Origin of the sequence: Paenarthrobacter sp. NPDC090517, from assembly GCF_044769165.1 — a bacterium.
In the GTDB taxonomy this organism is placed as follows: domain Bacteria; phylum Actinomycetota; class Actinomycetes; order Actinomycetales; family Micrococcaceae; genus Arthrobacter.
Genome location: NZ_JBIVXN010000001.1, coordinates 1,820,241 through 1,842,179, shown reverse-complemented (window position 1 = coordinate 1,842,179; position 21,939 = coordinate 1,820,241). Strand labels below are relative to the sequence as shown.

Here is a 21,939-nt window from a genome sequence, read left to right as displayed (position 1 = left end):
GGCGGGTAGATGACAGACCGCGTTGTGGAGTACGCGGCTTTAAGCCATGCGCGCAGACGGCTTCCCCTGCCCAAAACTGTCAGTTCGCCTTGATAAACTAGCTAAACCGAACCCAACGAATGACCGCCTGCTCCAACTTTTGACAATATGTTCCTGACTTTGCGGAGATAACAGTGATCACAGTTCTCGCCATCACCTTTGTAGCGGCAACTGTGGCGCCCTTGATCTTCAGCAAACTCGGAAGGAACGCCTTCTACGCTCTGGCAGCGGTCCCCGCAGGCGCCTTTATCTGGCTGCTTTTCCAGTACGGTTCCGTATATTCCGGTGGTGGCATAGAAGAAGCCCTGCCTTGGATTCCTAGCCTGAAGCTTGAGCTTGCCTTCCGAATGGATCCCCTGGCATGGGTGATGTCGTTGCTGATCCTCGGGGTGGGATCCCTGGTCCTGATTTATTGCGCCAGGTATTTCAAGAACAAGGATGCCGGCCTGGGCGGATTTGGCGCTCAACTGCTCGCTTTTGCCGGGGCCATGTTCGGTTTGGTGACCTCCGATGACTTGCTGATGCTCTTCATTTTCTGGGAGCTCACCACCATCCTTTCCTATCTGTTGATCGGCTACGCCCGCACGCGTCTGGCGGCGCGGCGCTCGGCGCTGCAGGCCCTCATGGTTACCACCGCGGGTGGCCTCGCCATGCTCGTCGGCCTCATCATTCTGGGTCAGGCCGCCGGAACCTATCGCATTTCGGCGATCCTGGACCAGGCCGGGCCGCTCATGGCCGGACCGATGCAGGCAGCGGTGGCTACCGCCGTCGTACTCATCCTGACCGGGGCGGTCACCAAATCGGCGCTCGTGCCGTTCCACTTCTGGCTTCCGGGCGCCATGGCCGCGCCCACTCCCGTGAGCGCATACCTGCACGCCGCGGCGATGGTGAAGGCTGGCATCTACATCGTGGCGCGTCTTGCGCCCGGATTTTCGACGTCGGAGTTTTGGCTTCCCCTGGTTCTGGGGCTGGGCTTGGCCACCATGCTTGTGGGCGGTTACCGAGCCCTTCGCCAGACTGATATCAAACTCATCCTCGCTTATGGCACGGTCAGTCAGCTCGGCTTCCTCACCATGGTGGTGGGCTTGGGCAGACCTGACGCAGCTCTGGCCGGACTCGGACTGCTGCTTGCACATGGCCTGTTCAAAGCCGCGCTGTTCCTGGTGGTTGGCATCATTGACCACCAATCCGGAACACGCGATATCCGCAAGCTTTCCGGTGTTTTCCGTTCGTCACGCGCGTTGGGTGTTGTGGCTGCCGTCGCAGCAGCGTCCATGGCCGGCGTGCCACCCCTGGCAGGTTTCGTCGCCAAAGAATCAGTGTTTGAGGCCTTCGTCCACTACGGCACCGATGACGGCGCTCCAGCCTGGGGCATCTGGATATTGGTGGGCCTGGTGATCGGATCGATCCTGACGTTCGCCTACAGTGCACGGTTCATGTGGGGCGCTTTTGCGGTCAAACCCGGCGTTGAACCTACCCCGTTCAAGCCCATCAAACCAGCGTTCCTGGCAGCACCGGCCGTCCTTAGTTTGCTCACTATCGTCTACGGACTATGGCCGACGCCCGTGGATACCTGGATTCAGCCATACGCGGCGCTGTTCGCTGACGGTCCGGACGCGGTCGACGCCGGACACTTGGCTCTGTGGCACGGCGTCACCCCCGCGTTGGGCCTGACGGCGCTGACATTCGCGGCCGGTGCCGCGATGTTCTACTGGCGCAACCTCGTTTCCCGTGCCCAAAGCCTGGTCCCCGACTGGGTGGACGGCGACAGGGCCTACCAAAACACCATCGGCGCACTGGACGACATCGCGGTTTGGGTTACGGGCCGCACGCAGCGCGGCTCGCTGTACTTCTACCTCGCGGTGATCCTCACCGTGGCGTTCGCGGTTCCGATGACTGCGCTGATCGTGGCGAACAAGCCCCTGCCGGATGGCATGTACTTCATCGACCCGAACTCGCCTCTGCAAGTGGTGGCAGGCATCGGCATCGTAGTGGGTGCCCTGGCTGCCGTCCGGGCCAACAAGCGTTTCCTCGCCGTGCTCATGGTGTCCGTTACGGGCTACGGCATCGCCCTCATGTTCGCCCTCCAAGGCGCTCCGGACCTCGCCCTGACCCAAATGCTGGTGGAAACCATCGTGCTGGTGGCGTTCGTTCTGGCAATGCGCAGCCTGCCCGCTGAATTGAGGGACAGGACCGGAGGGCGGCTCAGGGTAATCCGCGTGATCATAGGCGCGGCCTTTGGCATCACCATGATTTTCGTGGCGATCTACGCGATGGGCGCCCGCGTTGCAACGCCTGTCTCCCTTGACTTCCCGCGGTTGGCCTATGAAGGCGGCGGGGGATTGAACGTGGTCAACGTGACCCTGGTGGACATCCGCGCCTGGGACACCTTCGGTGAGATTTCCGTGCTGGCAATTGCCGCCACCGGTGTGGCCAGTTTGATCTTTGTCCGCAGCCGCGGCGACCGGATCAAGACCTCGGAAGCCGTTCCGGAAGGCAGCGTAGGGCGACGCATCGGCGTCGACCGTGACTCCCGCGACGGCGCCACCTTGGCCGTTGCGAAGAAGTTCACCGACGTCAGCCGCGATGCGTGGCTCGTTGCAGGCCGAACCCTGGCCCCTGAACGCCGCTCGATCATCTTCGAAGTAGTGACCAGGCTGATCTTCCACTCGATGATCGTGTTCTCCATCTATCTTCTCCTCGCCGGGCATAACCTGCCGGGCGGAGGCTTCGCCGGCGGCCTCACCGCCGGGCTCGCACTGACAATTCGCTACCTGGCCGGTGGGCGGTTCGAGTTGAGCGAGGCAGCCACCGTCAGCGCGGGAACCCTTTTGGGGACAGGCCTGGCGACGGCGGCCGCTGCCGGCGTGGTGCCGCTCTTCCTGGGCGGTCAGGTGTTCCAGAGCGCCATTATCGAGTTCTGGCTGCCGGTCTTCGGTGACGTCAAGTTCGTCACCTCCACCATTTTCGATATCGGCGTGTACATCGTGGTGGTGGGGTTGGCGCTCGACGTCCTGCGTAGCCTCGGTGCCGAGATCGACGAACATTTTGAAGGAAAGGGTGCCCCGCTGGCTGAGGAAGATGCCGCAGGGCATGCTGACCTTGCCGGGGAAGCCGCCGAGTCCGCTGCGTCCGGGAAGGCTAACGCATGAGCATCAACCTGACCCTGTTGATCGTCATGGGTGTCCTATACGCCTGCGGCATCTATTTGATCCTGGAACGCAGCCTGACGCGTGTGCTGTTGGGTTTGATGCTGCTGGCCAACGCCACCAACATCCTGATTTTGAGCACGGGAGGATACGCAGGCCTTGCCCCCTTGTTCGACAAGGAAACGAACCCGGAGGCGTACAACGATCCTTTGCCCCAGGCACTGATCCTGACGTCTATCGTCATTTCCTTCGCTGTCACTGCTTTCATGCTCGGCATCATTTACCGCACATGGGTTCTGGCTCGCCAGGATGAAATTCAGGATGACCTCGAAGACGTCCGCGTGGCCAAGACTCCGAGCTTTGATGCCGAGGACGACGCAATTGTCCCGCTGGAAACTTCCGAATTTGCCATCACCCCGGCCAGCCCTGCAAGCAAGGACAGGCCCGATGCGACCGAAACCCCCAACACGGCATCAACCCGGGAAGGAGGCAGCGCGTGAATCTCGCAAACCTGTCGCCGCTAGCTGTGCTCCTGCCGATCCTGGGTGCTGCAATGGCATTCCTGCTGATCCGGCACCACAGCGCACAGCGGGTAGTGAGCATTGGCATCCTGAGTGCCACGCTGTTGCTCGAATGCCTGCTCCTGGTCTCCGTGTGGGACGGCGGCACCACGTCCGTCACGCTCGGCGGATGGCTGCCGCCGTGGGGCGTGGTCCTCGTGGTGGACCAGTTCTCATCGCTCATGTTGGTGGTTTCCACCGTTGTCAGCTTGGCGGTGCTCATCTACGCCACCGGTCAGGGCATGGCCGACGGCGACCAGGAAGCACCCGTCTCGATCTTCCACCCCACCTACCTCATCCTGGTGGCGGGCGTATCCAATGCCTTCCTGACCGGTGACCTCTTCAACCTCTACGTCGGTTTCGAGATCCTGCTGACGGCCAGTTACGTCCTTATGACTCTGGGCGGAACCGGACCGCGCATCAGGGCAGGCGTCACCTACGTTGTAGTTTCCGTGGTGTCATCAGTGCTGTTCCTCATCGCTATCGCCATGATCTACGGCGCCACCGGAACCATCACCATGGCGGACCTGGCCATCAAACTTGCCGAACTGGATCAGGGCACGCAAAACCTCCTGCACGTGATGCTGTTGGTGGCTTTCGGCATCAAAGCAGCAGTCTTCCCCCTTTCCTTCTGGCTTCCAGACTCCTATCCGACTGCGCCCGCACCAGTCACCGCCGTCTTCGCCGGGTTGCTCACCAAAGTGGGCGTCTACGCCATGGTCCGCACAGAAACACTCTTATTTCCAGGGGACACCCTCAACGTGCCACTGATGGTGGTGGCGCTACTCACCATGATTGTCGGAATTCTGGGCGCCTTGGCCCAGAGCGATATCAAACGTCTCCTGTCCTTCACGCTGGTGAGCCACATCGGCTATATGGTGTTTGGCCTCGCCATGAGTTCTGTGGCCGGGCTGGGCGCTGCGGTCTTCTACGTTGCGCACCACATCACCGTGCAGACCAGCTTGTTCCTGGTCACAGGACTCATAGAGCGCCGTGGCGGGAGCTCCTCCATTGACCGTTTGGGTGGCCTTGCGAAGCTCTCGCCATTGCTTGCCTTGCTGTTCTTTGTGCCGGCGATGAACCTTGCGGGCATTCCGCCGTTCTCCGGCTTCCTCGGAAAGCTTGGGCTGCTGCAGGCCGGCGTGGAGTTGGGGACACCCCTGGCAATCGTGCTGGTGGTGGGCGGTGTTGTCACCAGCCTCCTGACACTGCTGGCAATCGCACGTGTCTGGAACAGGGCATTCTGGCGCAAACCCGAGGACGCAGAGTACCCGGACCCTGTGCTGATGACCCCCGGCAATGTGGGGGTCCTACCCCGCACCATGGTCGGCTCCACGGCGGGTCTGGTGGTGTTCGGCGTGGCACTCACTGTGTTCGCAGGACCGCTCTTCCGCGTAGCTGATGGTTCCGCCGGCATCATGCTGGACCGCTCGGCGTACATCCACTCGGTCTTGGGAGATTCCGTTGAGGTGCCACCGCTGGCACAAACAGACGAACCGCAGCCGGTAAAAGCACCCTCAGGTGAGGCACAGTCGGGTGATGCCAAATGAGCCGCAAACCCATTTCCTTCCGCACGGAGTTGCCGCTCCTCATCTGGTTGGCCATCGTGTGGGGCGCGCTATGGCGGGACTTCAGCCCGGGCAACCTGCTCTTCGGTGCCCTGATCGCTGTGCTGGTGGCCAAGCTGTTCTACCTCCCGCCCGTGGAGCTCAGTGGCAGGTTCAACATTTTGCGCGCTATCCCCTTCGCTCTGATGTTCCTCGGCAAAGTGGTGGCAGCGAGCTTCCTGGTTCTGTACCTGGCTGTAGCCAAAGGACCCACGGTGCGTAGCGCCGTCGTCGCCGTTCCCTTGCGGAGCCACTCAGACCTGATGGTGACAGCCACCGGACACGTCATCTCGTTGATCCCGGGCTCCCTGGTGGTGGAAGTTGACCGCTCAACGTCCACGCTGTACCTGCACGCCCTCAACATTTATGAGGAAGCGGACATCGACGAGATCCGCCTGGAAACCCAAGTCATTGAGGCGAGATTGATCCGCATCATGGGCACGCGCGAAGAGGTTGAAGCCCTCAATGCAGAACAGCGTCCGGGAAGGGAAGGGGCAACGCTATGAAGGAATTCGTTCTCGTGGCAACGGCTGTGATCCTTAGCCTCGCCGCGGCAGGAGCCATTGTCCGGATTGCGATTGGCCCGTCCCTGCTGGATAGGGTGCTCGCATCGGATGTGTTGCTGGCGATCCTGGGTGCCGCCCTGGCAATCGATATGGCAATGAACAAGCACCTGAACAACCTGATGTTGTTGGTGGCCCTCGCGGTGATCGGGTTCATTGGCTCGGTGACGGTAGCCCGGTTCGTGGCCGAGCGGAGGGAACAGAGCAATGAATCCTGATGCCACGGGCGTTGATGCTGTGATCGACGCCGTCACGGCGGTGTTCCTGGTGGTGGGTGCACTGATGTCACTCGGCGCTGCTATCGGCTTGTTGAGATTTCCGGACCTCATGAGCCGCATGCACGCGGCCACCAAGCCGCAGGTTCTGGGATTGTTCCTTATGCTGGCTGCGATCGGCCTCCAGATGCGGACCTGGTGGGTATGGCCGGTTCTATTGGTGGCGTGGATTTTCCAGCTCCTGACGGCCCCGGTATCCGCTCACATGGTGGGCCGCTCCGCCTACCGCACCAAGCACGGACACCGCGAAATGCTCACCAAGGATGAACTTGAAGCGGTGGTGCAGCGCGCAGCTGCGGGGCAAGAGCCCGAGAGCGAGCGCTAGCAGCAGCCGAAACAGCGAACGCCGGGGTACCCGTCATGGGTATCCCGGCGTTGTATGCGGTTTCGGAGGCCTAGATGATGTCGTGGGTCTTGGCGAAGCGCGCAATGGCGCGCTGCGTACCCCTGCTCGCCAGGACTTGGATGAGAGTGCTGACGAAGGCTGAGATCAGTGCGAACGTCAGGGCAGAGCGAAGGCTCGATTCCATGTCGTCGTTGCCCAGGGGTGGCTTGTTGCCCGTGGCCTTTTCCCACCCTTTGTTGACGAGTTTGGTACCTACGAAGCCTGCTCCGAGGCTTACTCCGGCACCGATCAGCTTGAAGAAGAGGTTCATGCCCCCAGCCTAGCTGGCTCCGGCTCGTCTCAAGCGTTAGCGGCGGTTTTCCCGCTCCTTGAGGAACGCCGCCATGGAACCAACGGGTGCCAGGACCGGAACAACATCGTGCTCGGCGCACCAAACCGCATCCACGGTGGCGAACCCGGCGATTTCTTTGAGCAGGTAATACGTGGGCGGCATGAGTTTCAGCGTGCCGGCAGCCTCCGCAGCAAGAATGTCCGCAACCGGCATCCACAGTGATTGCCAGGCCTCCGTGGTCTGGTGCTGGGGTTCGGCGCCGGGGGAGGGCTTGGCAACGTAAAAGTAGGTGTCGAATCGCTTGGGCATATCTGTCGGCGTGATCCAGTTGGCCCATGGGCGCAGGTCCCCGGGTTCGATGCTGAGCCCGGCTTCCTCCCTGACTTCACGGATTGCGGCGGTAAGCACCGTTCCGGCGTTCTTTGTTGCTTCGCCCGTGTCAATGCAAATCGAGCTCAGCTGCCAGTCAATGGCATGGCTTCGGAGGAGTTCTGCCGGGTAGTCCCACCCGGACTCATCCGCGCCATCCACCCTGCCCCCGGGAAAGACCACCATGCCCGCAGCGAAGTCCATGGTGCTAACTCTGTGCTGGACAAAAGCTTCGAGCCCGCCGGGTGCGTCACGGAGCAGGATGACGCTTGCAGCTAGGCGCGGATGGGGCACTTCTGTAGGAAGGGAGAGGTCTTGCTGGGGAAGGTCAGTCATGAAGGTGCCCCTTTGCCGCGGTGGATTCTGCTGGTTCATTCTCTCAGCTCCCCCGTCTCGTTGTGAGGCCTGGTGTGCAGGGAAAGGCGTGGGGGATGGGTGCAGAGCGGGCCTCGCAACGCACCCCGGCAAGCCTCGGAACACACTTACCACTGCCGATTGTGACCGCATGCCGGCAACAGACCAACACCCGCCCCGGACTCAGGTGTAAACTGAACCAGCCCATCAGGGCAGATTTGATAACGACAGGGGAGCGCCGCCGTCGGACTCTGCAGAAATGCAGGAGACGCGAGGGCGCTGAGAGTGCGGACAGCCGCAGACCCTCGAACCTGATCCGGTTAGTACCGGCGCAAGGGAGTCGAGCTTCTCAGAGTGTCCGGATCCGGATGGCGCAGGCCAGCCGGGATTCCGGGGAGCACTTTCCCCTCCTGTAACCTCAGGAGGCAGAAAATGACCACGGTAAACGTGAAGAAGACCAGTTATAACTGGCGTGTTGTAGACATCGTTGTGGCGGCTCTGATCGCCATCGCGGGCGGCGTGATTTTCTGGGCCTGGTCCCAGGGCGCCGCACTGGTATCCATCCCCATGAACGCGACGTATCCGCCGCTCACCGGCCTGATTGCCGGTGGTTGGATGATCCCCGCGGTCCTGGGCATGCTCATTATCCGCAAGCCGGGCGCGGCCCTGTTCTGTGAAACTGTTGCTGCCACGGGTGAGCTCATCATGGGTTCGCAGTACGGCACAACCGTTCTCATCTCCGGCGTTCTGCAAGGCCTGGGCGCCGAACTCATTTTTGCCGCCTTCCGTTACAAGAAGTTCAACCTGCCAACCGCCCTCCTCGCCGGTGCGGGCGCGGGCCTCTTCTGCGGTCTGAACGACTCCTTCCTCCCGTGGGGTTGGAACATCGCCTATGAAGCCGTGGACAAGCTGGCCTACATCACCTTCACCACAATTTCCGGCGCAATCATCGCGGGCGCACTCTCCTGGGTGGCGACACGCGGCCTGGCCAAGACCGGCGTGCTGAGCTCCTTCGCCTCGCGCAAGGCCGCTTCGGAGCCCGTCTTCAGCTGATGTCGGCCACGCAAAGCGGCACGGTAAGGCCTGCCGCCATCTCAGCCGAGGGCTGGGGTTGGCGGCATGCCGGCCGGGCCCAAGCCGCCATTCAGGGCCTCGACCTTCGGATCGAACCGGGGGAGCGGGTACTGCTGCTGGGACCTTCGGGTGCCGGCAAATCCACGCTCCTTCATGCCCTCGCCGGGGTGCTGGGGGATGAGGAAGACGACTCGGACGAGACCGGCTCCCTGCTGATGGACGGCGTCGCGCCCCGCGAGCAGCGTGGACGCGCGGGACTGATGCAGCAGGACCCCGAGACGCAGGTGGTTTTGTCGAGGGTTGGCGACGACGTTGCCTTCGGTGCCGAGAACCTTGCCGTGCCCCGTGAGGAGATTTGGTCCCGCGTCCATGAAGCGCTCGACGACGTCGGGTTGCGCACCGCTGCCGGTGGCGGTCTGGCGTTGGATCACCCGACGGCGGCGCTCTCGGGCGGCCAGAAGCAGCGCCTTGCGCTTGCAGGAATTTTGGCGATGCGGCCCGGGCTGATCCTGTTGGACGAACCAACAGCCAACCTGGATCCGGCGGGGGTGCTCGAGGTCCGTGATGCTGTTGCGCGATGCCTTGACAAGACTGGCGCCACGCTTGTTGTGGTAGAACACCGCGTGTCCGTATGGAAAGACCTGGTGGACAGGATTGTGGTCCTGCAGCCGGGATCGGCCGCAGGGTCCAGCACGGCCGCAGGGTCCAGCACGGCGGCCGGGCAGGCCACGGGCGGCGTTCTCTTGGACGGTCCTCCGGACCAAGTCCTTTCCGAGGCCCGCGCCATGCTCATGTCGGCTGGCGTCTGGGTACCGGGATACGTTCCGGCAACCCGGCGGCGGCGCAATCAACCCGACACCGCGCAGCTTCTCCTCGCAGCCCAGGACCTTGCTGTTTCCCGTGAAAAGCCGCGGCGCAAAGGCTTCAAAACCATCCCGCCCCTACCGGTGCAAACGGGCATCACTGCACAGGTCCGGGCAGGACAAGCACTGACCATTACAGGCCCCAACGGTGCGGGCAAGTCCACGTTCGCGCTCACGTTGGCCGGCCTTTTGGCGCCGGTGGACGGCAAAGTGAGCGCCGCCGTCGAGCTTTCCGAGGGGGCTGGCATTGATCCGTTCAAGTGGAAAGCAGACCGGCTGATCTCTCGGATCGGGACGGTATTCCAGGAGCCTGAGCACCAGTTCGTCACGGGCAATGTGCTGGACGAGTTGATGTTTGGCCCAAAGCACCTGGGCCACGGCGAGGAGCGCGTGGAGGAGTTGCTGGAACGGTTGCGGCTCACACATCTTGTGGACGCTAATCCGTATACGTTGTCCGGAGGCGAGAAGCGGCGGCTTTCGGTGGCCACGGTGCTGGCTGCGCACCCCAAAGTCCTGGTGCTGGATGAGCCCACGTTTGGACAGGACGCGAATACCTGGGCCGAACTGGCGTCGTTCCTTTCCGAACTGCTGGATGCAGGGACCGCGGTGGTCTCGGTGACTCACGATCAGGAGTTCAGCGCTGTACTCGGCGGGGCGGAACTACGGCTCGGCCCCATGACGCAGGGCAGAGCGACGCATCAGGAAGCGGGTGCAGCGTGAGGGATGCCCTGAACATCCGCGGCAACCATGCCCTGCTCACCCAAGCCAACCCTTTGGCTAAGTTCGTGTCGGTGTTCCTGATTTCCCTGGTGCTGGCGTTGTCCATCGATTGGGTCTCTGCGTCAACCGCGCTCCTTGCGGAACTGGCTCTCTTCCCGCTTGCAGGCCTCACCATCAGGCTTTTGTGGCAGCGGGCCTGGCCCCTGATCATTGCGGCCGCGATCGGCGGCTGGAGCACCGCAATAGTGGCGGCGGACAGCGGCGCTGTATTGCTCGACGTCGGACTCTGGTCCATCAGCGAAGGTTCCCTGGAGCTGGGGTTAGGTTTCATGCTGCGCGGTTTGGCGATCGCGTTGCCGGCGATCCTGCTGATGACCTGTACGGATCCCACTGACTTGGCCGATGCGCTGGCACAGAAGGCCAAGCTGCCGCACCGCTTTGTCCTCGGATCCTTGGCGGCGATGCGGCTTGTGGGGCTCATGGCGGAAGAATGGCAAACCATCGGGATGGCCCGCCGGGCCCGTGGAGTCGGTTCCCAAGGCAGTCCCTTCCAGCGGTTGAAAGCCACGCTCGGCCAGAGTTTCGGTCTGTTGGTTCAGGCGGTTCGGCGGGCATCGCGGCTGGCGGTGACCATGGAAGCGCGCGGCTTCGGCGGCGGGCAACGGTCATGGGCACGCGAATCAACGTATTCACTGCTGGACGTGTGGGTGCTCCTCGGCGGTCTGTTCATCGCAGCCGGCGCAGTGCTGGCGGCCGTCGGTGCGGGAACCTGGAGTTTCGTCTGGCGCTAGCGTTTTCATGCGCTGGCGAGTCGGGCGCCAAGCGTGCCGCCGGCCTGTTGGGGGCGCCGGCGGCACTTCGCTTGTGCGCTGCAGCTACCTGGCTTGCTGCTCCTGTATCTCATCGAAGCCTGCCCTCGTAAGGAACCCCAACTGGGCCTCCTTCTCCGCCAATTGAATAATGGGTCCCAGGTCGAAGCACGTCGCTTCCAGACGACGAAGGGCCTTGGCATTTCGGGAGTCCGGCTCCACCACAATCCGGTCCTTGCCCGGCAGGGAGAACATGTACTTGATCAACGACGTGCCCAGCCGCGGGGTGAAATGCGGAATGGGGCGCGTGGCCGGGGCCAGCAGCAGATGCATCCCGATGTCTTCCTCGCGCGCGGGGTAGGCCTCGCCGACGGGATCGTGCAGGGGCTCGTACGTCTGGAAGAGTGCCAACGGCTCCCCGTCAAGGGTGGCCAGGAACGCGTGATGGGTTTCCAGCGAGTCCAGGAACTCGTAGATCTCCAGGACTTCTTCGCGGGAGTTCTCTGTCATTCCCCAGAACTTTGCACGGGGCTGGGTAACCCATTCGAAGATGAGGTCGATGTCCTCGCTGGGAACCAACGGAACAATCCGGAGCGCACCCCATCCTTCGAGGTCTTCGGAGTAGACGGTGGTGCGGACGGAGAAGTCCTGGGTGGTGGTGGTCATGGTTTCCTTCGGGCTAATGACAGGGCTGATGTCCGGGGCTGATGCGGGAACGGGAATGAGTCAGGGGCGGCCTTGGCCAGGGTGACATTGCTAAGCAGTGTCTTTGGCCAGAAGCGACCAGTCAGTGACCACCGGGGCGAGTTCCCCGGCCGTCCAGAGCGGGAGTTGATCGGCGAAGTGCTCGTGACCGGGCATGCCGGATGCGCCGAATGGCACGATCCAGCGGCTGTTCCGCCGATCGGCCAGGTCCCAAACGTAGCGGGCTACGGGTCCGCGGAAACTTCGGTCTTCGACGCCGGGGAGGCTCTCGGTGCATAGGACGCACCCGGTATCTCCACTGAGGTGGGCAGTGGGTGCCGATGATCCTAGCGGGCCAGGGAGGACATGAACCGGCAGGAGCTTGTGCCGGTCGCCCCAAGCTGCACCATTCAGCATGGATTCCTCCAATGCTGCGTCTTCAAGTGCCGCGGCAGATTCCACTCCAACGCTGATGCCAAGCTCGGAGCCACGAACCAGCAGGGTCTCAAGGGCAAAACCGATGCGCGAGGCCACTGACAACCACGGTCCGAACAAGGGTGAGTAGCCTGTGGGCTCGTTCAAGGGCGAAAGCGCGGAATGGTGCGCCAAGCGTTGGACCAGGGCACCACGCCACGCGGCGAATACGGCGGCGTGATGGCTGCCGGCCTCCATGAGGCCATCCCAGTCCAACAAAAGGGTCCGCAACTCCTTAGCCTCCTTGGACAGATCCCCGGGGTCCAGGCCGGAGAGCACCGATCGGAACAAAGGCCATGGACCCAGTAGCGTGTCCGTGTGGATGGCCCGCATATTGTCTACGGACAAAGGCCCGGGAGCCAGTTCCAGCAATTCCCGGATGCGCCGGGCACGATGCGCAGGTGCAAACTCCATGGCCACTTGATCACCGCCGCCTGCCGCACGGTCGTTTGCGCTCACGGCGAACTGCTGGACCTCAGCACGAGGCAGGATCACGTACTGGCCCTCCCAGTCATGACGAGCGGAGAAGGCCGGAGCGGGAAGGCGCCGGTTAGCCGGATTGCGCTGCGGGACCAGCCCGGCAAGGAAATGCCGCACAGATCCGTGAACGTCCGCGGCCACCACACTGTTGACGGGCTCAACCCAGGCGTCGAAGGCAGCCTCCACCTCGGAGACGTTCCGGCTCCGCAGCAGCGGCAGGAGGGCCTCGAACCCCAAGCGTCCCTCAACCCTGGCCGGGAAGCGCAAACTGATGGCGCCGCCGTCGGGCGTTTCCGAGATGACCGGACCCCGATCGGTCTCGATAATCTCAACGGACACAGCTTCACCGTCGCGGACGCGGATGGTTTCGGAACTCACGACGACGGCTTCCCAGCCTTCCGCTCCGCGCGCCTCGATGCGCTCGCCCGTGAAGTCGCTGACCCGGCGCAACTCCTCGATGAAAAGGTCCTGGTAGTCGGCCATTGCGTTGGTGATGGCCCAAGCGGTGCTGCCCGTATGGGCGAAATGGGGGAGGCCCGGAACGCCCGGGAACGCGAATCCGATCGCATCGAACTCCGGGCAGGCGAGCCGTATTTGCTGGTAGACGCCGGGCAGTTCCATGAGGCGGTGGGGGTCGCCGGCAATCAAGGGAAGGCCACTGGCCGTCGTCGAGCCATGGGCTGCCCAAGCGTTGCTGCCTGACCAAACCGGGGCTTCGATGCTGAACAAGCTCACAGCGTCGTCCCCGAGTGTCCGTGCGACGTGGGCGCGGAACAGCTTGTTGGGGAAAGTGGAAAACAGGATGTGATGCACCAAGAAGACGCCGAGCGGAGTCCACGGATTCCACGGCTCGGGTAAGCTGCCGGATTTTTCGAATTCGGGCCCGCCACGTAGGCCGTCTGCCAGGGCCTGGTTGACTCCCGCCACGTACTGCCCGCACCAGCGCTGAGTCGCGGCGTCGAGGTTCTCAAAGCAGCGACGTGCGGTGTCATCCAGCCGGGATTGGCGGGCGAACCGGTCCCAGACCACCACGTCGGCGCCCAGCACCTCAGCTGCGCGGCCTTCCGAACGCAACCGTTCCAGCTCGATCTGCCATGAGCGGTCGGTGGCCGCATTCAGGCCTTGGAGAAAGGCGAGTTCATCGGCGGAATCAGCCCACAAATGCGGAATCCCCCACTCGTCACGGTACGTTCCGGGGCCGCCTGCCGGGGCGGATGGGTACGTCGGGGCAGGCGTCATAATCTCTGGCTGCTTTCGAGCTTAGGTTAGGCTTACTTAAGTTCAAGATAAATGGCTTTGGCCCCGTTCACAAATTGTGGACATTCGTGAAGGAGCGTTGCTTGAAGCGCAATTGGGAAGGCGTCGTCCTCAAAGTCATGGGCGCCAAGGACTTCACCCTTGGGGTCACGGGTCGGGAAGAGATCACCCCGGACTTCGTCCGAGTGCACGTGCGTGATGGCGGGCTGCTGGAGCGCAGCGGCCTGCATCCCACCATGTGGATCCGGCTCTGGTTCAATGAATCCGGCAAGGCACACCAGCGCGCCTACACGTTGGTCAACGCGTCCCCTGCGGATGGTACGTTCAGCATGGACTTCGCGATGCACCGCGGCGTCGCGGCGGATTGGGCCCGTACCGTGCAGCCCGGTGACACCATCGACGCGACAGTTCAGGGCAGTACCTTCACGTTTCCGCAGCCCGCGCCGCGCCGAATTTGGGTGGTGGGCGATCCTGCGTCCATCCCGGCAATTAATTCGCTCCTGGATGAGCGGCAGCGTGTTGCCGCGGGCCTGGCTCCATTAACGGCGTGGCTTGAATACCAGCACGACGCCGATCCCTCGATTGAGGTGCGTACCTCCGATTCCGACGTCGTCACCTGGATTCCGCGCAAACGCGACGGCGCCGCTTTGGTGGAGGAAGTCTGCAGTGCGCTGACTGCGGAGACTGTTGCCGTTGGCGAAGACTTCTTCTGGATCGCATGCGAAGCCTCAAGCACACGGGCAATCGTCAAGCACCTGCGGAAAGAACTCGGAGTGGACAAGCACCGCATTGATGCTTTGGGGTACTGGCGGGTCTAGTTCTTCGCGGGCTACTCGCGCCAGTTGAGGAAGCCCTTCTGCCCCTCCGGTGGAGTGAGCACCACGTCGCGGCCGTACTTTTTCCTGGCGTCAGCCCCATGGAATGCGTCCGGGACAATGCGGACCGCCTTAGTTACCTTGCCGTCTTTCAGGAAGACGAAGAGTGCAGGTGAAGCGGTATAGCGGCTCTCCTTGGTGAGGGGTTCGCCGAAGGTCTCCTCAATGTCCTTGGCAGGGGTTCCCGACATGACAAAACCTGCTTGGTCCCAGTCGAAGTCCGTGGCGTCGGCCAGCTTGAGCGATGTACCGTTCTTGGCAGACTCCAGGACTTGATCATTGAGGTGATCGTTTGTTTCGGGCATGACGGATCCTCCGAGGGAACAGGATGCCAAGGCGCAGGCCAGGACAAAGGTGAGCAAGCTGGTAGCGGTGACGCGGAACGCCGCAGTCTTGGGCCGGCGTCGTAAGTTGTTGGTGCTTGGAAGACTCACGACGTAGTCCTTGACTCGTCGTTGAACTTCGGGTCCTCGCCAGGGGCCGGGTCGGCGTTGCCGGCATCGCCCGTCCGCTCAGCGGGGACCTCGTTTGATGGATGCGGCAATAGGTCGGGTCCCACCACCACAGTGTCTCCGTTGTTGACGGCGTCCTCGATCAAGTCTGCAAGCTCCTCAGCACTGGCGTCCGGATTGGCGATGGCCACATTGCGCCCAACTTCATTGTTGTACAGATCCATGGCCTCGCGTGGAGCGGGATTCCCCGGAAGCTGCTCGTGGGCCGTGGCGTAGTCCTCTGCCCAGTCCGCGCCGAACTCCTTCACCATCAGGGCATTCCAGTAGGCGTGGCGGAAGGCATCGTTCTGGTCATCGTTGCGATCTTCGCTGGGGAAGCGCTCGTCGGCGACACTGAACGCGTCGTCGTGGATGCCCTTGAAAGCGTTCAACTCGAAGGGGCCCAGGCCATTCAGGAGTTCCGCTTCCTTCTCGGTCACCACCTTCTGGTCCACCACGAATCGCAGCGGATCCCAGTCGCCGGGCCAGTTGGTGGTTTCGGCATCGCTGACTTGGTACTGGTCCAGGATTTCCTGGGGCGTGGGCTGGGCGGGGTCAGTGGCTGCCGCTGTCTTTGTTGAGTCGTTACCAGCGCTTCCGGCGTTTCCGGGGCCACCGGAGCCCACGCGGCCCTCGGCCGACGCGCCCGACTGCTCGTCGGCGTTGGTGAGCACGGACTTGGACGCTTCTTCTATCCCACGCAAGGTCCTTTCAAGCAGGGGCCGCAGGTGGCCTTGCCAGTCGGAAGCGAAACGCTTGGCGTCTTGTCCCTGCCAGTAACCGCCTTGGGCGATCAGGGAATCGAGCTCCCGGGCGCGGCTGGTAAGCAGCGACGCTCCGTTGGCGAGCGCTTTTGAGAGTGCTTTGAGTTGATCGACGTCGGCGCCGTAGAAAGGCATGTTTCCCCCTGAGCTTTCCTGTACATCCTTCGCTAACCCTCGTTAGGGCACAATGGGGAGCTCTGCCCTTGATGAAACTGAGGGAAAGCGTTCACCAAGGCTTAGCCAACCGGCGCCATGTTTTATATCGCACAACGGGTACGGTGTGATGTGGACCGCTGAATCAGCGTTTTGAACTTCACTTCTAACTCATTTGTGATATTTTTTGGTTATGACGCAACCTACCGCCGAGAATGTAGGCCTTCTGCTCCGCGACGCCCGCGGCGAAAAAGGCTGGACGCAGGGGCAGCTGGCTACTGAGCTGGGAACCAGCCAGAGCGCAATAGCCCGAATGGAACAGGGCAAACAAAATCTCAGCCTCCGGATGATCGAACGGCTTGAAGCCATCTTTGGACGCTCCATCGTCAAGGTGGGCAAGCCGCAGATGACCCACCTTCGCGTGGAGGGCGGACGGACCCTCTCCGGAGATGTAGACGTCAACAGCAGTAAGAATGCCGGTGTGGCCCTCCTGTGTGCCAGCCTGATCAACCGCGGAACCACTACTTTGCGTCGGCTGGCACGGATCGAGGAAGTCAACAGGATCGTCGAAGTATTGACGTCCATTGGCGTGGAATGCACGTGGCTCAACGGAAGCGACCTCCGTCTCCGCCGTCCCGAGGTCCTGGATCTTGAATCCATGGATGTTGACGCCGCCCGACGCACACGCAGCGTCATCATGTTGCTCGGTCCGCTCCTGGACCAAACCAGCGAATACCTGCTGCCCTACGCGGGTGGCTGCGATCTGGGGACTCGCACGGTGGAACCGCACATGCAGGCTCTTCGCCAGTTCGGCCTTGAGGTGGAGGCGAAGTCCGGTTTCTACTCCGTAACGGCACCTCCTGCCGACGGACTCCACCGCTCCTTCGTCCTGACCGAACGCGGCGACACGGTGACGGAGAATGCCATCATGGCGGCCGCCCACCGCGAGGGCACCACCATCATTCGGAACGCCAGCCCCAACTATATGGTGCAGGACCTCTGCTTCTACTTGCAGGGCCTGGGCGTGGACATCGACGGCGTAGGGACCACCACGCTGAAGATCACCGGCCGCTCAGCCATTGACGTTGACATTGAGTACTTCCCGTCTGAAGACCCCATCGAGGCAATGAGCCTCATCACCGCAGGCATCGTGACCAACTCCGAGGTCACCATCCGCCGGGTTCCCATAGAGTTCATGGAAATCGAGCTTGCCACACTGGAGCAGATGGGCCAGAACCTCGAGATCTCCGGCGAGTACATGGCGCGCAACGGACGTACCCGGTTGGTGGATGTAACCACAAAGCCCTCTGAGCTCCATGCCGCGCAGGACAAAATCCACCCGATGCCGTTCCCTGGCCTGAACATCGACAACCTGCCGTTCTTTGCAGTGATTGCGGCCAATGCCGAGGGGCAGACCATGATCCACGACTGGGTCTATGAGAACCGTGCGATCTACTTGACGGAGCTCAACAAACTGGGTGCTCAAGTGCAGCTTCTGGATCCGCACCGGATCTACGTCAACGGGCCCACTAAATGGCGTGCCGCTGAGATCGGCTGCCCGCCGGCCCTGCGTCCCGCGGCCTGCCTGCTCCTGGCTATGTTGGCGGCCCGTGGAACCTCCGAGCTTCGCAATATCTACGTGATCGAGCGCGGCTATGAGGACCTCGCCGAACGCCTGAACACCATAGGCGCGAAGATCGAGTACTTCCAGGACTAGGCCATGCCGCTGGGTCGACGCGTACCCTTTCACGCCGGCCGCGCCCGTTCCCGCCATTAGCTCCAAGTAGCTCCGGGGCGAATGGCGGGAACGGGCGCGAAAAGTCGCGGAGACGCAAGCCCCTGTCCTCACCAGCCCTCCTGACGCAGAATGGAGCATGCGGACTTTCGGGGTTGAGGAAGAGCTGCTCATCGTCGATCCTGTGACGGGCGAGCCTCTGGCCCTCGCGGACGCGCTCCTTGCGGGCCACGATGAACCCGGAACTGCCACTGGGCTCACCCACGAGCTCAAGCTGGAGCAGATCGAGACTCAGACCCGCCCCTGCCATAGTTATGGCGAGCTCCTGCAACAGATCCGCCGTGGCCGGGCCATGGCCAACGAGGCCGCACGGCAGCATGGAGCGCGGGTTGCTGCAATCGCAACGTCGCCATTGGCCTCGAATACGCACACCACTCCGGACCCCCGGTATGCCGCAATGCTGGATCGCTTCGGCATCATCGCCACGGAGCAGTTGACGTGCGGATTCCACGTGCACACTTCGGTGGAGTCACCTGAGGAAGGCGTGGTGGTACTGGACCACATCCGGGACAAACTCGCTGTCCTGACGGCGCTCACGGCCAACTCGCCTTACTGGCGGGGACTGCCCACCGGCTTTGACAGCTACCGCACCCAGGCTTGGAATCGCTGGCCGACGTCCGGCCCTTCCTCCGTTTTTGGCTCCCTTACTGCTTATCGACGCATCGTGAGGCGTCTCCTCGAAACGGGTGTGATCATGGACGAGGGCATGATCTACTTCGATGCCCGCATCTCCAGGAATCACCCCACTGTTGAGGTCCGTGTAGCCGATGTCTGCCTTCGTGCTGAGGACGCAGCACTGATGGCAGTCCTCGTGCGGGCTTTGGTGGAAACGGCATCCTTGGAAATGCTCGACGGCGTGGAACCCACCGCGGTGCCCACGGCGCTCCTTCGAATGGCGAGTTGGCAGGCCAGCAATTCGGGTCTGCGCGGAGATCTCCTGGACTTCGGTGACTTCCTGCCCCAGCCAGCTGCGGACGTCGTGTGGGCGTTGGTTGACTACCTAAGCCCTGTTCTTGACGACCAGAATGAGTTGGAGCTCGTCAAAGCAGGAATTTCGGACTTACTGGAGCGGGGCAATGGCGCACATGAACAACGGGAAGCCGCCGAACGCTACAACAAAAGGCAGCGCGACGGGCAAACCCAGATGGGAAGCCCACCAACCAACGAAGCCCTGGCCGCCGTCGTCGGGCATGCTGCGAAGGTGACCGTGCGCGGTTCTGCCACCGATGCCCATAAGGACCCCTCGCCCATGCTGACCCGGGTCAGGAGACCGTAGGCGTCGTGTCCTCCGGCTCGTCCCAGGCCATCAGGTAGGCGCCGACGGTCCCCTCCACAAGGTAGAAAAAGAGCGGTGGGATGTCCTTCTTGGACAGAAGGACCGCTCCGTAGATGGGCGCGGCGACCGCAGCGGTCACCCCGATCCACCGTTTGGCCGGTAGAGAAAGAAGGCTCCCGCCGAGAGCGGCCAACGCCACAACGTGCAGCCCGGAGTATGCCAGGAATGGAGCGCTGGATCCGCGGCGGTAGGCGAACCCTTCAATGTCGGAAGCCCGCTGGGCAACGCTGGAGACGAAGAGCGGTGCACCGGCAAGCAACGCGACCGCAGCAGCGTAGGCCCACATCTTTGCCCGTTTGCGTGGGATGCCCGAGGCTGGAATGGCACGGGCGAACGCCGCGAATCCCACAGGCACTGCGGCGGTGCCGGCAGCGGTAATGTGCTGACCCGTGATCCAGCCGCGCTGGCCGGCTTGCAGCATGCGGAGGCGCTCGTCGTCGTCGGGGGTGATGTAGACACGTGAGACCGGCGAAATTCCGATGAACCACACCGCCGTGCCGGCAACGATCACTGCTCCGGCACGGCGATAGGGGTGGTTCCCGCTCATGGCAGCAAGGTTAGACCTGTTTGAGTGCCTTCTCCAGATCCAGGATGAGGTCGTCCACGTCTTCAAGCCCGACAGACAGGCGAACCACACCATCGGAGAGCCCGATGGCCGCACGGCCCTCAGGCCCCATCGCCCGGTGGGTGGTGGTTGCCGGGTGCGTGATGAGGGACTTGGAATCGCCCAGGTTATTGGAGATGTCGATGACGCGGAGTCCGTCCAGCAAGGCAAAAGCGGCCTCTTTGGCTGAACGTCCTGCCGAAGGCGAAAGCTCGAATGTCAGCACAGTACCGCCGGCCTTCATCTGCTTCGCGGCTAGCTCATACTGTGGATGGGACTTCAGCAACGGGTACTTGACCCAGCTGATGGCGGGTTGCTGCTCGAGCCACTCTGCGATCTTCAAAGCAGAAGCCGAGCTGTGGTTCACACGCAGCCCGATGGTCTCCAAGCCCTTGGTCAGCACCCAGGCATTGAACGCCGACAGTGACGGGCCAGTGTGCCGCATGAGCTGTTTGACCGGGCCGTCGATGAATTCCTTAGTGCCCAGGATCGCGCCGCCAAGGACTCTTCCCTGACCGTCAATGTGCTTGGTGCCGGAGTACACGATCACGTCTGCGCCAAGTTCACCGCAGCGCTGCAGCAGGGGAGTGGCAAAGACATTGTCTACGACCACTGTCGCCCCCGCGGCATGCGCGAGTTCGCTGACGGCAGCGATATCCACAATCTCCTGCATGGGGTTGGACGGTGACTCGAAGAACACCGCGGTGGTGGGCTCGGACAGGGCTTCGCGCCACTGCTCCAGGTCCGGTCCGTCCACGAAGACCGTCTCGACGCCCCACCGGGGGAGGATCTCGTTGAGGATCACGAAACAGGAGCCGAACAGCGAGCGGGCAGCAACCACACGGTCGCCGGCAGCCAGCAAGGCACCTAGAGCCGTGAACACAGCGGACATGCCGGACGCCGTCGCAAAGCACGCCTCGGTTCCTTCGAGCAGTCGCAGCCGCTCTTGGAAAGTGGCCACGGAGGGGTTGCCGTAACGGGAGTAGACGAAGCGTTCGTCCTCGCCGGTGAAAGCGCGCTCGGCTGCGGCGGCAGATTCGTAAACGAAGCCGGAGTTCAGGAAGACGGGCTCGGAGGTTTCCTGGAAGTTGGTACGGTCAAGGCCACCGCGCACGGCCTGGGTGTCAGGGCTCCAGCCAGTGGCGTCGGGATTAAAAGTCACTTACTCGGTCCCCAGATTCGTTGGCAGGCCGCGGTTCTTCCAGCCGTTGACGGTGCGCTCGCCGTAGCGGTCCGGTTCGCCTTCGAAGCCCTCCAAGACGTTGTAGGCAGTGAAGCCGGCCTGTGTTGCGGCGATGGCCGCCGAAATGGAGCGTTGCCCTGAACGGCACAGGAACACCAGCTCGACGCCGCCGTCCTCGGGAGCCTGCTGCTGAAGATCTTCAATGAAACGGGAATTCGGAATGCCGCCGGCCAGGTTCCACTGGATGAACAGGGGGTCGTTCTCGGTGGCTTTGGTATCGGGGATGCCGATGTGGGCCCATTCCCCCTCGGTCCGGACGTCAACCAGGATGGCGCCTTCTTGGAGTTTGGCCCACGCGTCATGCGGAGTCAGGTCACCTGCGTAGCTCATGCGTGGCCCTCGAACGCTTCTTCGTCCTCGTAGTTTTCCAGCTGATCAACGGCGTTCGCGACGGCGGCATCCGCAGTGGCGATCGCGGTCGGCAGGACAACGGCTTGGGCGACGATGACGTCGGTACCGTTGAACGTAGCTGCCGGGCTGCCGTGGAGGACGTAACCTTCGGCGAGGGCATTGTGGATGCGTTCGCAGAAGTCGCGGGTATCAGGCCCTGTCACCAGGCGGTAAGAGAGTTTTTCTTCAGTGGGTTCAGGCATAGCTGGTGCTCCTCAGTCACGCTTGCAGTACGAGTTGTCGATACGCCGAGTAGTCACCTGAGGCACCCCGCCGGAGAGAGGGTTGCCGACCAGCAAGTCAGGGCTTTGCGCTGGTGCTCATTACTCAAGAA

22 protein-coding genes and 2 riboswitches are annotated in these 21,939 nt (G+C 62.5%); of the genes, 12 read left to right on the top strand and 10 right to left on the bottom strand.

Annotation, left to right across the window (positions count from 1 at the left end; translation table 11 throughout):
- Positions 1-173: 173 nt before the first annotated feature.
- Genes ACIQTW_RS08565 through mnhG form a run of 6 tightly spaced genes read left to right on the top strand, consistent with a single transcriptional unit; the run spans position 174 to position 6,518 of the window.
- The gene (locus ACIQTW_RS08565) at positions 174-3,191 is read left to right on the top strand and encodes a Na+/H+ antiporter subunit A (RefSeq protein WP_402936033.1); all 3,018 of its coding nucleotides are present in this window, start codon (positions 174-176) and stop codon (positions 3,189-3,191) included.
- Positions 3,188-3,688, top strand: coding sequence for a Na(+)/H(+) antiporter subunit C (locus ACIQTW_RS08560; protein ID WP_402936031.1), 501 nt, complete (start codon positions 3,188-3,190; stop codon positions 3,686-3,688). Before ACIQTW_RS08565 ends, ACIQTW_RS08560 begins: the two co-directional genes overlap by 4 nt.
- Complete coding sequence (locus tag ACIQTW_RS08555) at positions 3,685-5,298, top strand: Na+/H+ antiporter subunit D (RefSeq protein WP_402936029.1); 1,614 nt, start codon at positions 3,685-3,687, stop codon at positions 5,296-5,298. Before ACIQTW_RS08560 ends, ACIQTW_RS08555 begins: the two co-directional genes overlap by 4 nt.
- Complete coding sequence (locus ACIQTW_RS08550; RefSeq protein WP_402936027.1) at positions 5,295-5,861, top strand: Na+/H+ antiporter subunit E; 567 nt, start codon at positions 5,295-5,297, stop codon at positions 5,859-5,861. The genes ACIQTW_RS08555 and ACIQTW_RS08550 overlap by 4 nt, the downstream gene beginning before the upstream one ends.
- Positions 5,858-6,136, top strand: coding sequence for a monovalent cation/H+ antiporter complex subunit F (locus ACIQTW_RS08545; protein ID WP_017199493.1), 279 nt, complete (start codon positions 5,858-5,860; stop codon positions 6,134-6,136). The genes ACIQTW_RS08550 and ACIQTW_RS08545 overlap by 4 nt, the downstream gene beginning before the upstream one ends.
- Entirely contained in the window at positions 6,126-6,518 is a 393-nt protein-coding gene (mnhG, locus tag ACIQTW_RS08540) for a monovalent cation/H(+) antiporter subunit G (protein ID WP_402936025.1), read from the top strand. Before ACIQTW_RS08545 ends, mnhG begins: the two co-directional genes overlap by 11 nt.
- Positions 6,519-6,588: 70 nt before the next feature.
- On the opposite strand, the gene ACIQTW_RS08535 is transcribed toward mnhG, so the two are convergent.
- Positions 6,589-6,849 (bottom strand): DUF4235 domain-containing protein, encoded by a 261-nt coding sequence (locus ACIQTW_RS08535; protein WP_402936023.1) that lies wholly within the window; start codon positions 6,847-6,849, stop codon positions 6,589-6,591.
- A 36-nt stretch (positions 6,850-6,885) separates the two neighbouring features.
- Complete coding sequence (locus ACIQTW_RS08530) at positions 6,886-7,575, bottom strand: NUDIX hydrolase (protein ID WP_402936021.1); 690 nt, start codon at positions 7,573-7,575, stop codon at positions 6,886-6,888.
- A gap of 237 nt (positions 7,576-7,812) precedes the next feature.
- Positions 7,813-7,949, top strand: a riboswitch (TPP riboswitch).
- A 76-nt stretch (positions 7,950-8,025) separates the two neighbouring features.
- Here ACIQTW_RS08530 and ACIQTW_RS08525 point away from each other — a divergent pair.
- From ACIQTW_RS08525 to ACIQTW_RS08515, 3 genes are read left to right on the top strand one after another with little or no spacing between them, the layout of a single operon-like run.
- Complete coding sequence (locus ACIQTW_RS08525) at positions 8,026-8,646, top strand: ECF transporter S component (RefSeq protein WP_017199489.1); 621 nt, start codon at positions 8,026-8,028, stop codon at positions 8,644-8,646.
- Positions 8,646-10,250, top strand: coding sequence for an ABC transporter ATP-binding protein (locus tag ACIQTW_RS08520; protein WP_402936018.1), 1,605 nt, complete (start codon positions 8,646-8,648; stop codon positions 10,248-10,250). The genes ACIQTW_RS08525 and ACIQTW_RS08520 overlap by 1 nt, the downstream gene beginning before the upstream one ends.
- On the top strand, positions 10,247-11,041 hold the full coding sequence (locus ACIQTW_RS08515) for an energy-coupling factor transporter transmembrane component T family protein (protein ID WP_402936016.1): 795 nt from the start codon (positions 10,247-10,249) through the stop codon (positions 11,039-11,041). The genes ACIQTW_RS08520 and ACIQTW_RS08515 overlap by 4 nt, the downstream gene beginning before the upstream one ends.
- Before the next feature lie 84 nt (positions 11,042-11,125).
- Here ACIQTW_RS08515 and ACIQTW_RS08510 read toward each other — a convergent pair whose 3' ends face one another.
- Complete coding sequence (locus tag ACIQTW_RS08510; RefSeq protein WP_402936014.1) at positions 11,126-11,725, bottom strand: GNAT family N-acetyltransferase; 600 nt, start codon at positions 11,723-11,725, stop codon at positions 11,126-11,128.
- Between the two features lie 90 nt (positions 11,726-11,815).
- Positions 11,816-13,936 (bottom strand): penicillin acylase family protein, encoded by a 2,121-nt coding sequence (locus tag ACIQTW_RS08505; protein ID WP_402936012.1) that lies wholly within the window; start codon positions 13,934-13,936, stop codon positions 11,816-11,818.
- Between the two features lie 101 nt (positions 13,937-14,037).
- Between ACIQTW_RS08505 and ACIQTW_RS08500 the strand changes: the two genes are divergently transcribed.
- A complete protein-coding gene (locus tag ACIQTW_RS08500; protein ID WP_402936010.1) occupies positions 14,038-14,772 on the top strand; it encodes a siderophore-interacting protein in 735 nt (244 codons plus the stop codon).
- Between the two features lie 11 nt (positions 14,773-14,783).
- On the opposite strand, the gene ACIQTW_RS08495 is transcribed toward ACIQTW_RS08500, so the two are convergent.
- Entirely contained in the window at positions 14,784-15,263 is a 480-nt protein-coding gene (locus tag ACIQTW_RS08495) for a hypothetical protein (RefSeq protein ID WP_402936008.1), read from the bottom strand.
- Positions 15,260-16,219 carry a WXG100 family type VII secretion target gene (locus ACIQTW_RS08490; protein ID WP_402936006.1) on the bottom strand — a complete coding sequence of 320 codons (960 nt, stop codon included), beginning with the start codon at positions 16,217-16,219 and terminating at the stop codon, positions 15,260-15,262. Before ACIQTW_RS08490 ends, ACIQTW_RS08495 begins: the two co-directional genes overlap by 4 nt.
- A gap of 211 nt (positions 16,220-16,430) precedes the next feature.
- On the opposite strand from ACIQTW_RS08490, the gene ACIQTW_RS08485 reads away from it, so the two are divergent.
- Positions 16,431-17,954, top strand: coding sequence for a UDP-N-acetylglucosamine 1-carboxyvinyltransferase (locus ACIQTW_RS08485; RefSeq protein WP_402936004.1), 1,524 nt, complete (start codon positions 16,431-16,433; stop codon positions 17,952-17,954).
- Between the two features lie 157 nt (positions 17,955-18,111).
- The gene (locus ACIQTW_RS08480; RefSeq protein ID WP_402936002.1) at positions 18,112-19,308 is read left to right on the top strand and encodes a glutamate--cysteine ligase; all 1,197 of its coding nucleotides are present in this window, start codon (positions 18,112-18,114) and stop codon (positions 19,306-19,308) included.
- Here the strand turns inward: ACIQTW_RS08480 and ACIQTW_RS08475 are convergent.
- The 4 genes from ACIQTW_RS08475 to ACIQTW_RS08460 are packed head-to-tail and all read right to left on the bottom strand — an operon-like array spanning position 19,295 to position 21,808.
- Positions 19,295-19,915, bottom strand: a complete 621-nt coding sequence (locus ACIQTW_RS08475; RefSeq protein ID WP_402936000.1) for a hypothetical protein — start codon at positions 19,913-19,915, stop codon at positions 19,295-19,297. The two genes, ACIQTW_RS08480 and ACIQTW_RS08475, sit on opposite strands and share 14 nt — an antisense overlap.
- Before the next feature lie 10 nt (positions 19,916-19,925).
- Complete coding sequence (locus ACIQTW_RS08470; RefSeq protein ID WP_017200108.1) at positions 19,926-21,134, bottom strand: O-succinylhomoserine sulfhydrylase; 1,209 nt, start codon at positions 21,132-21,134, stop codon at positions 19,926-19,928.
- On the bottom strand, positions 21,135-21,545 hold the full coding sequence (locus tag ACIQTW_RS08465) for a rhodanese-like domain-containing protein (protein WP_402935997.1): 411 nt from the start codon (positions 21,543-21,545) through the stop codon (positions 21,135-21,137).
- Positions 21,542-21,808 carry a DUF1737 domain-containing protein gene (locus tag ACIQTW_RS08460; RefSeq protein WP_402935995.1) on the bottom strand — a complete coding sequence of 89 codons (267 nt, stop codon included), beginning with the start codon at positions 21,806-21,808 and terminating at the stop codon, positions 21,542-21,544. The genes ACIQTW_RS08465 and ACIQTW_RS08460 overlap by 4 nt, the downstream gene beginning before the upstream one ends.
- Before the next feature lie 13 nt (positions 21,809-21,821).
- A riboswitch (SAM riboswitch) is annotated at positions 21,822-21,933 on the bottom strand.
- Positions 21,934-21,939: the final 6 nt, after the last annotated feature.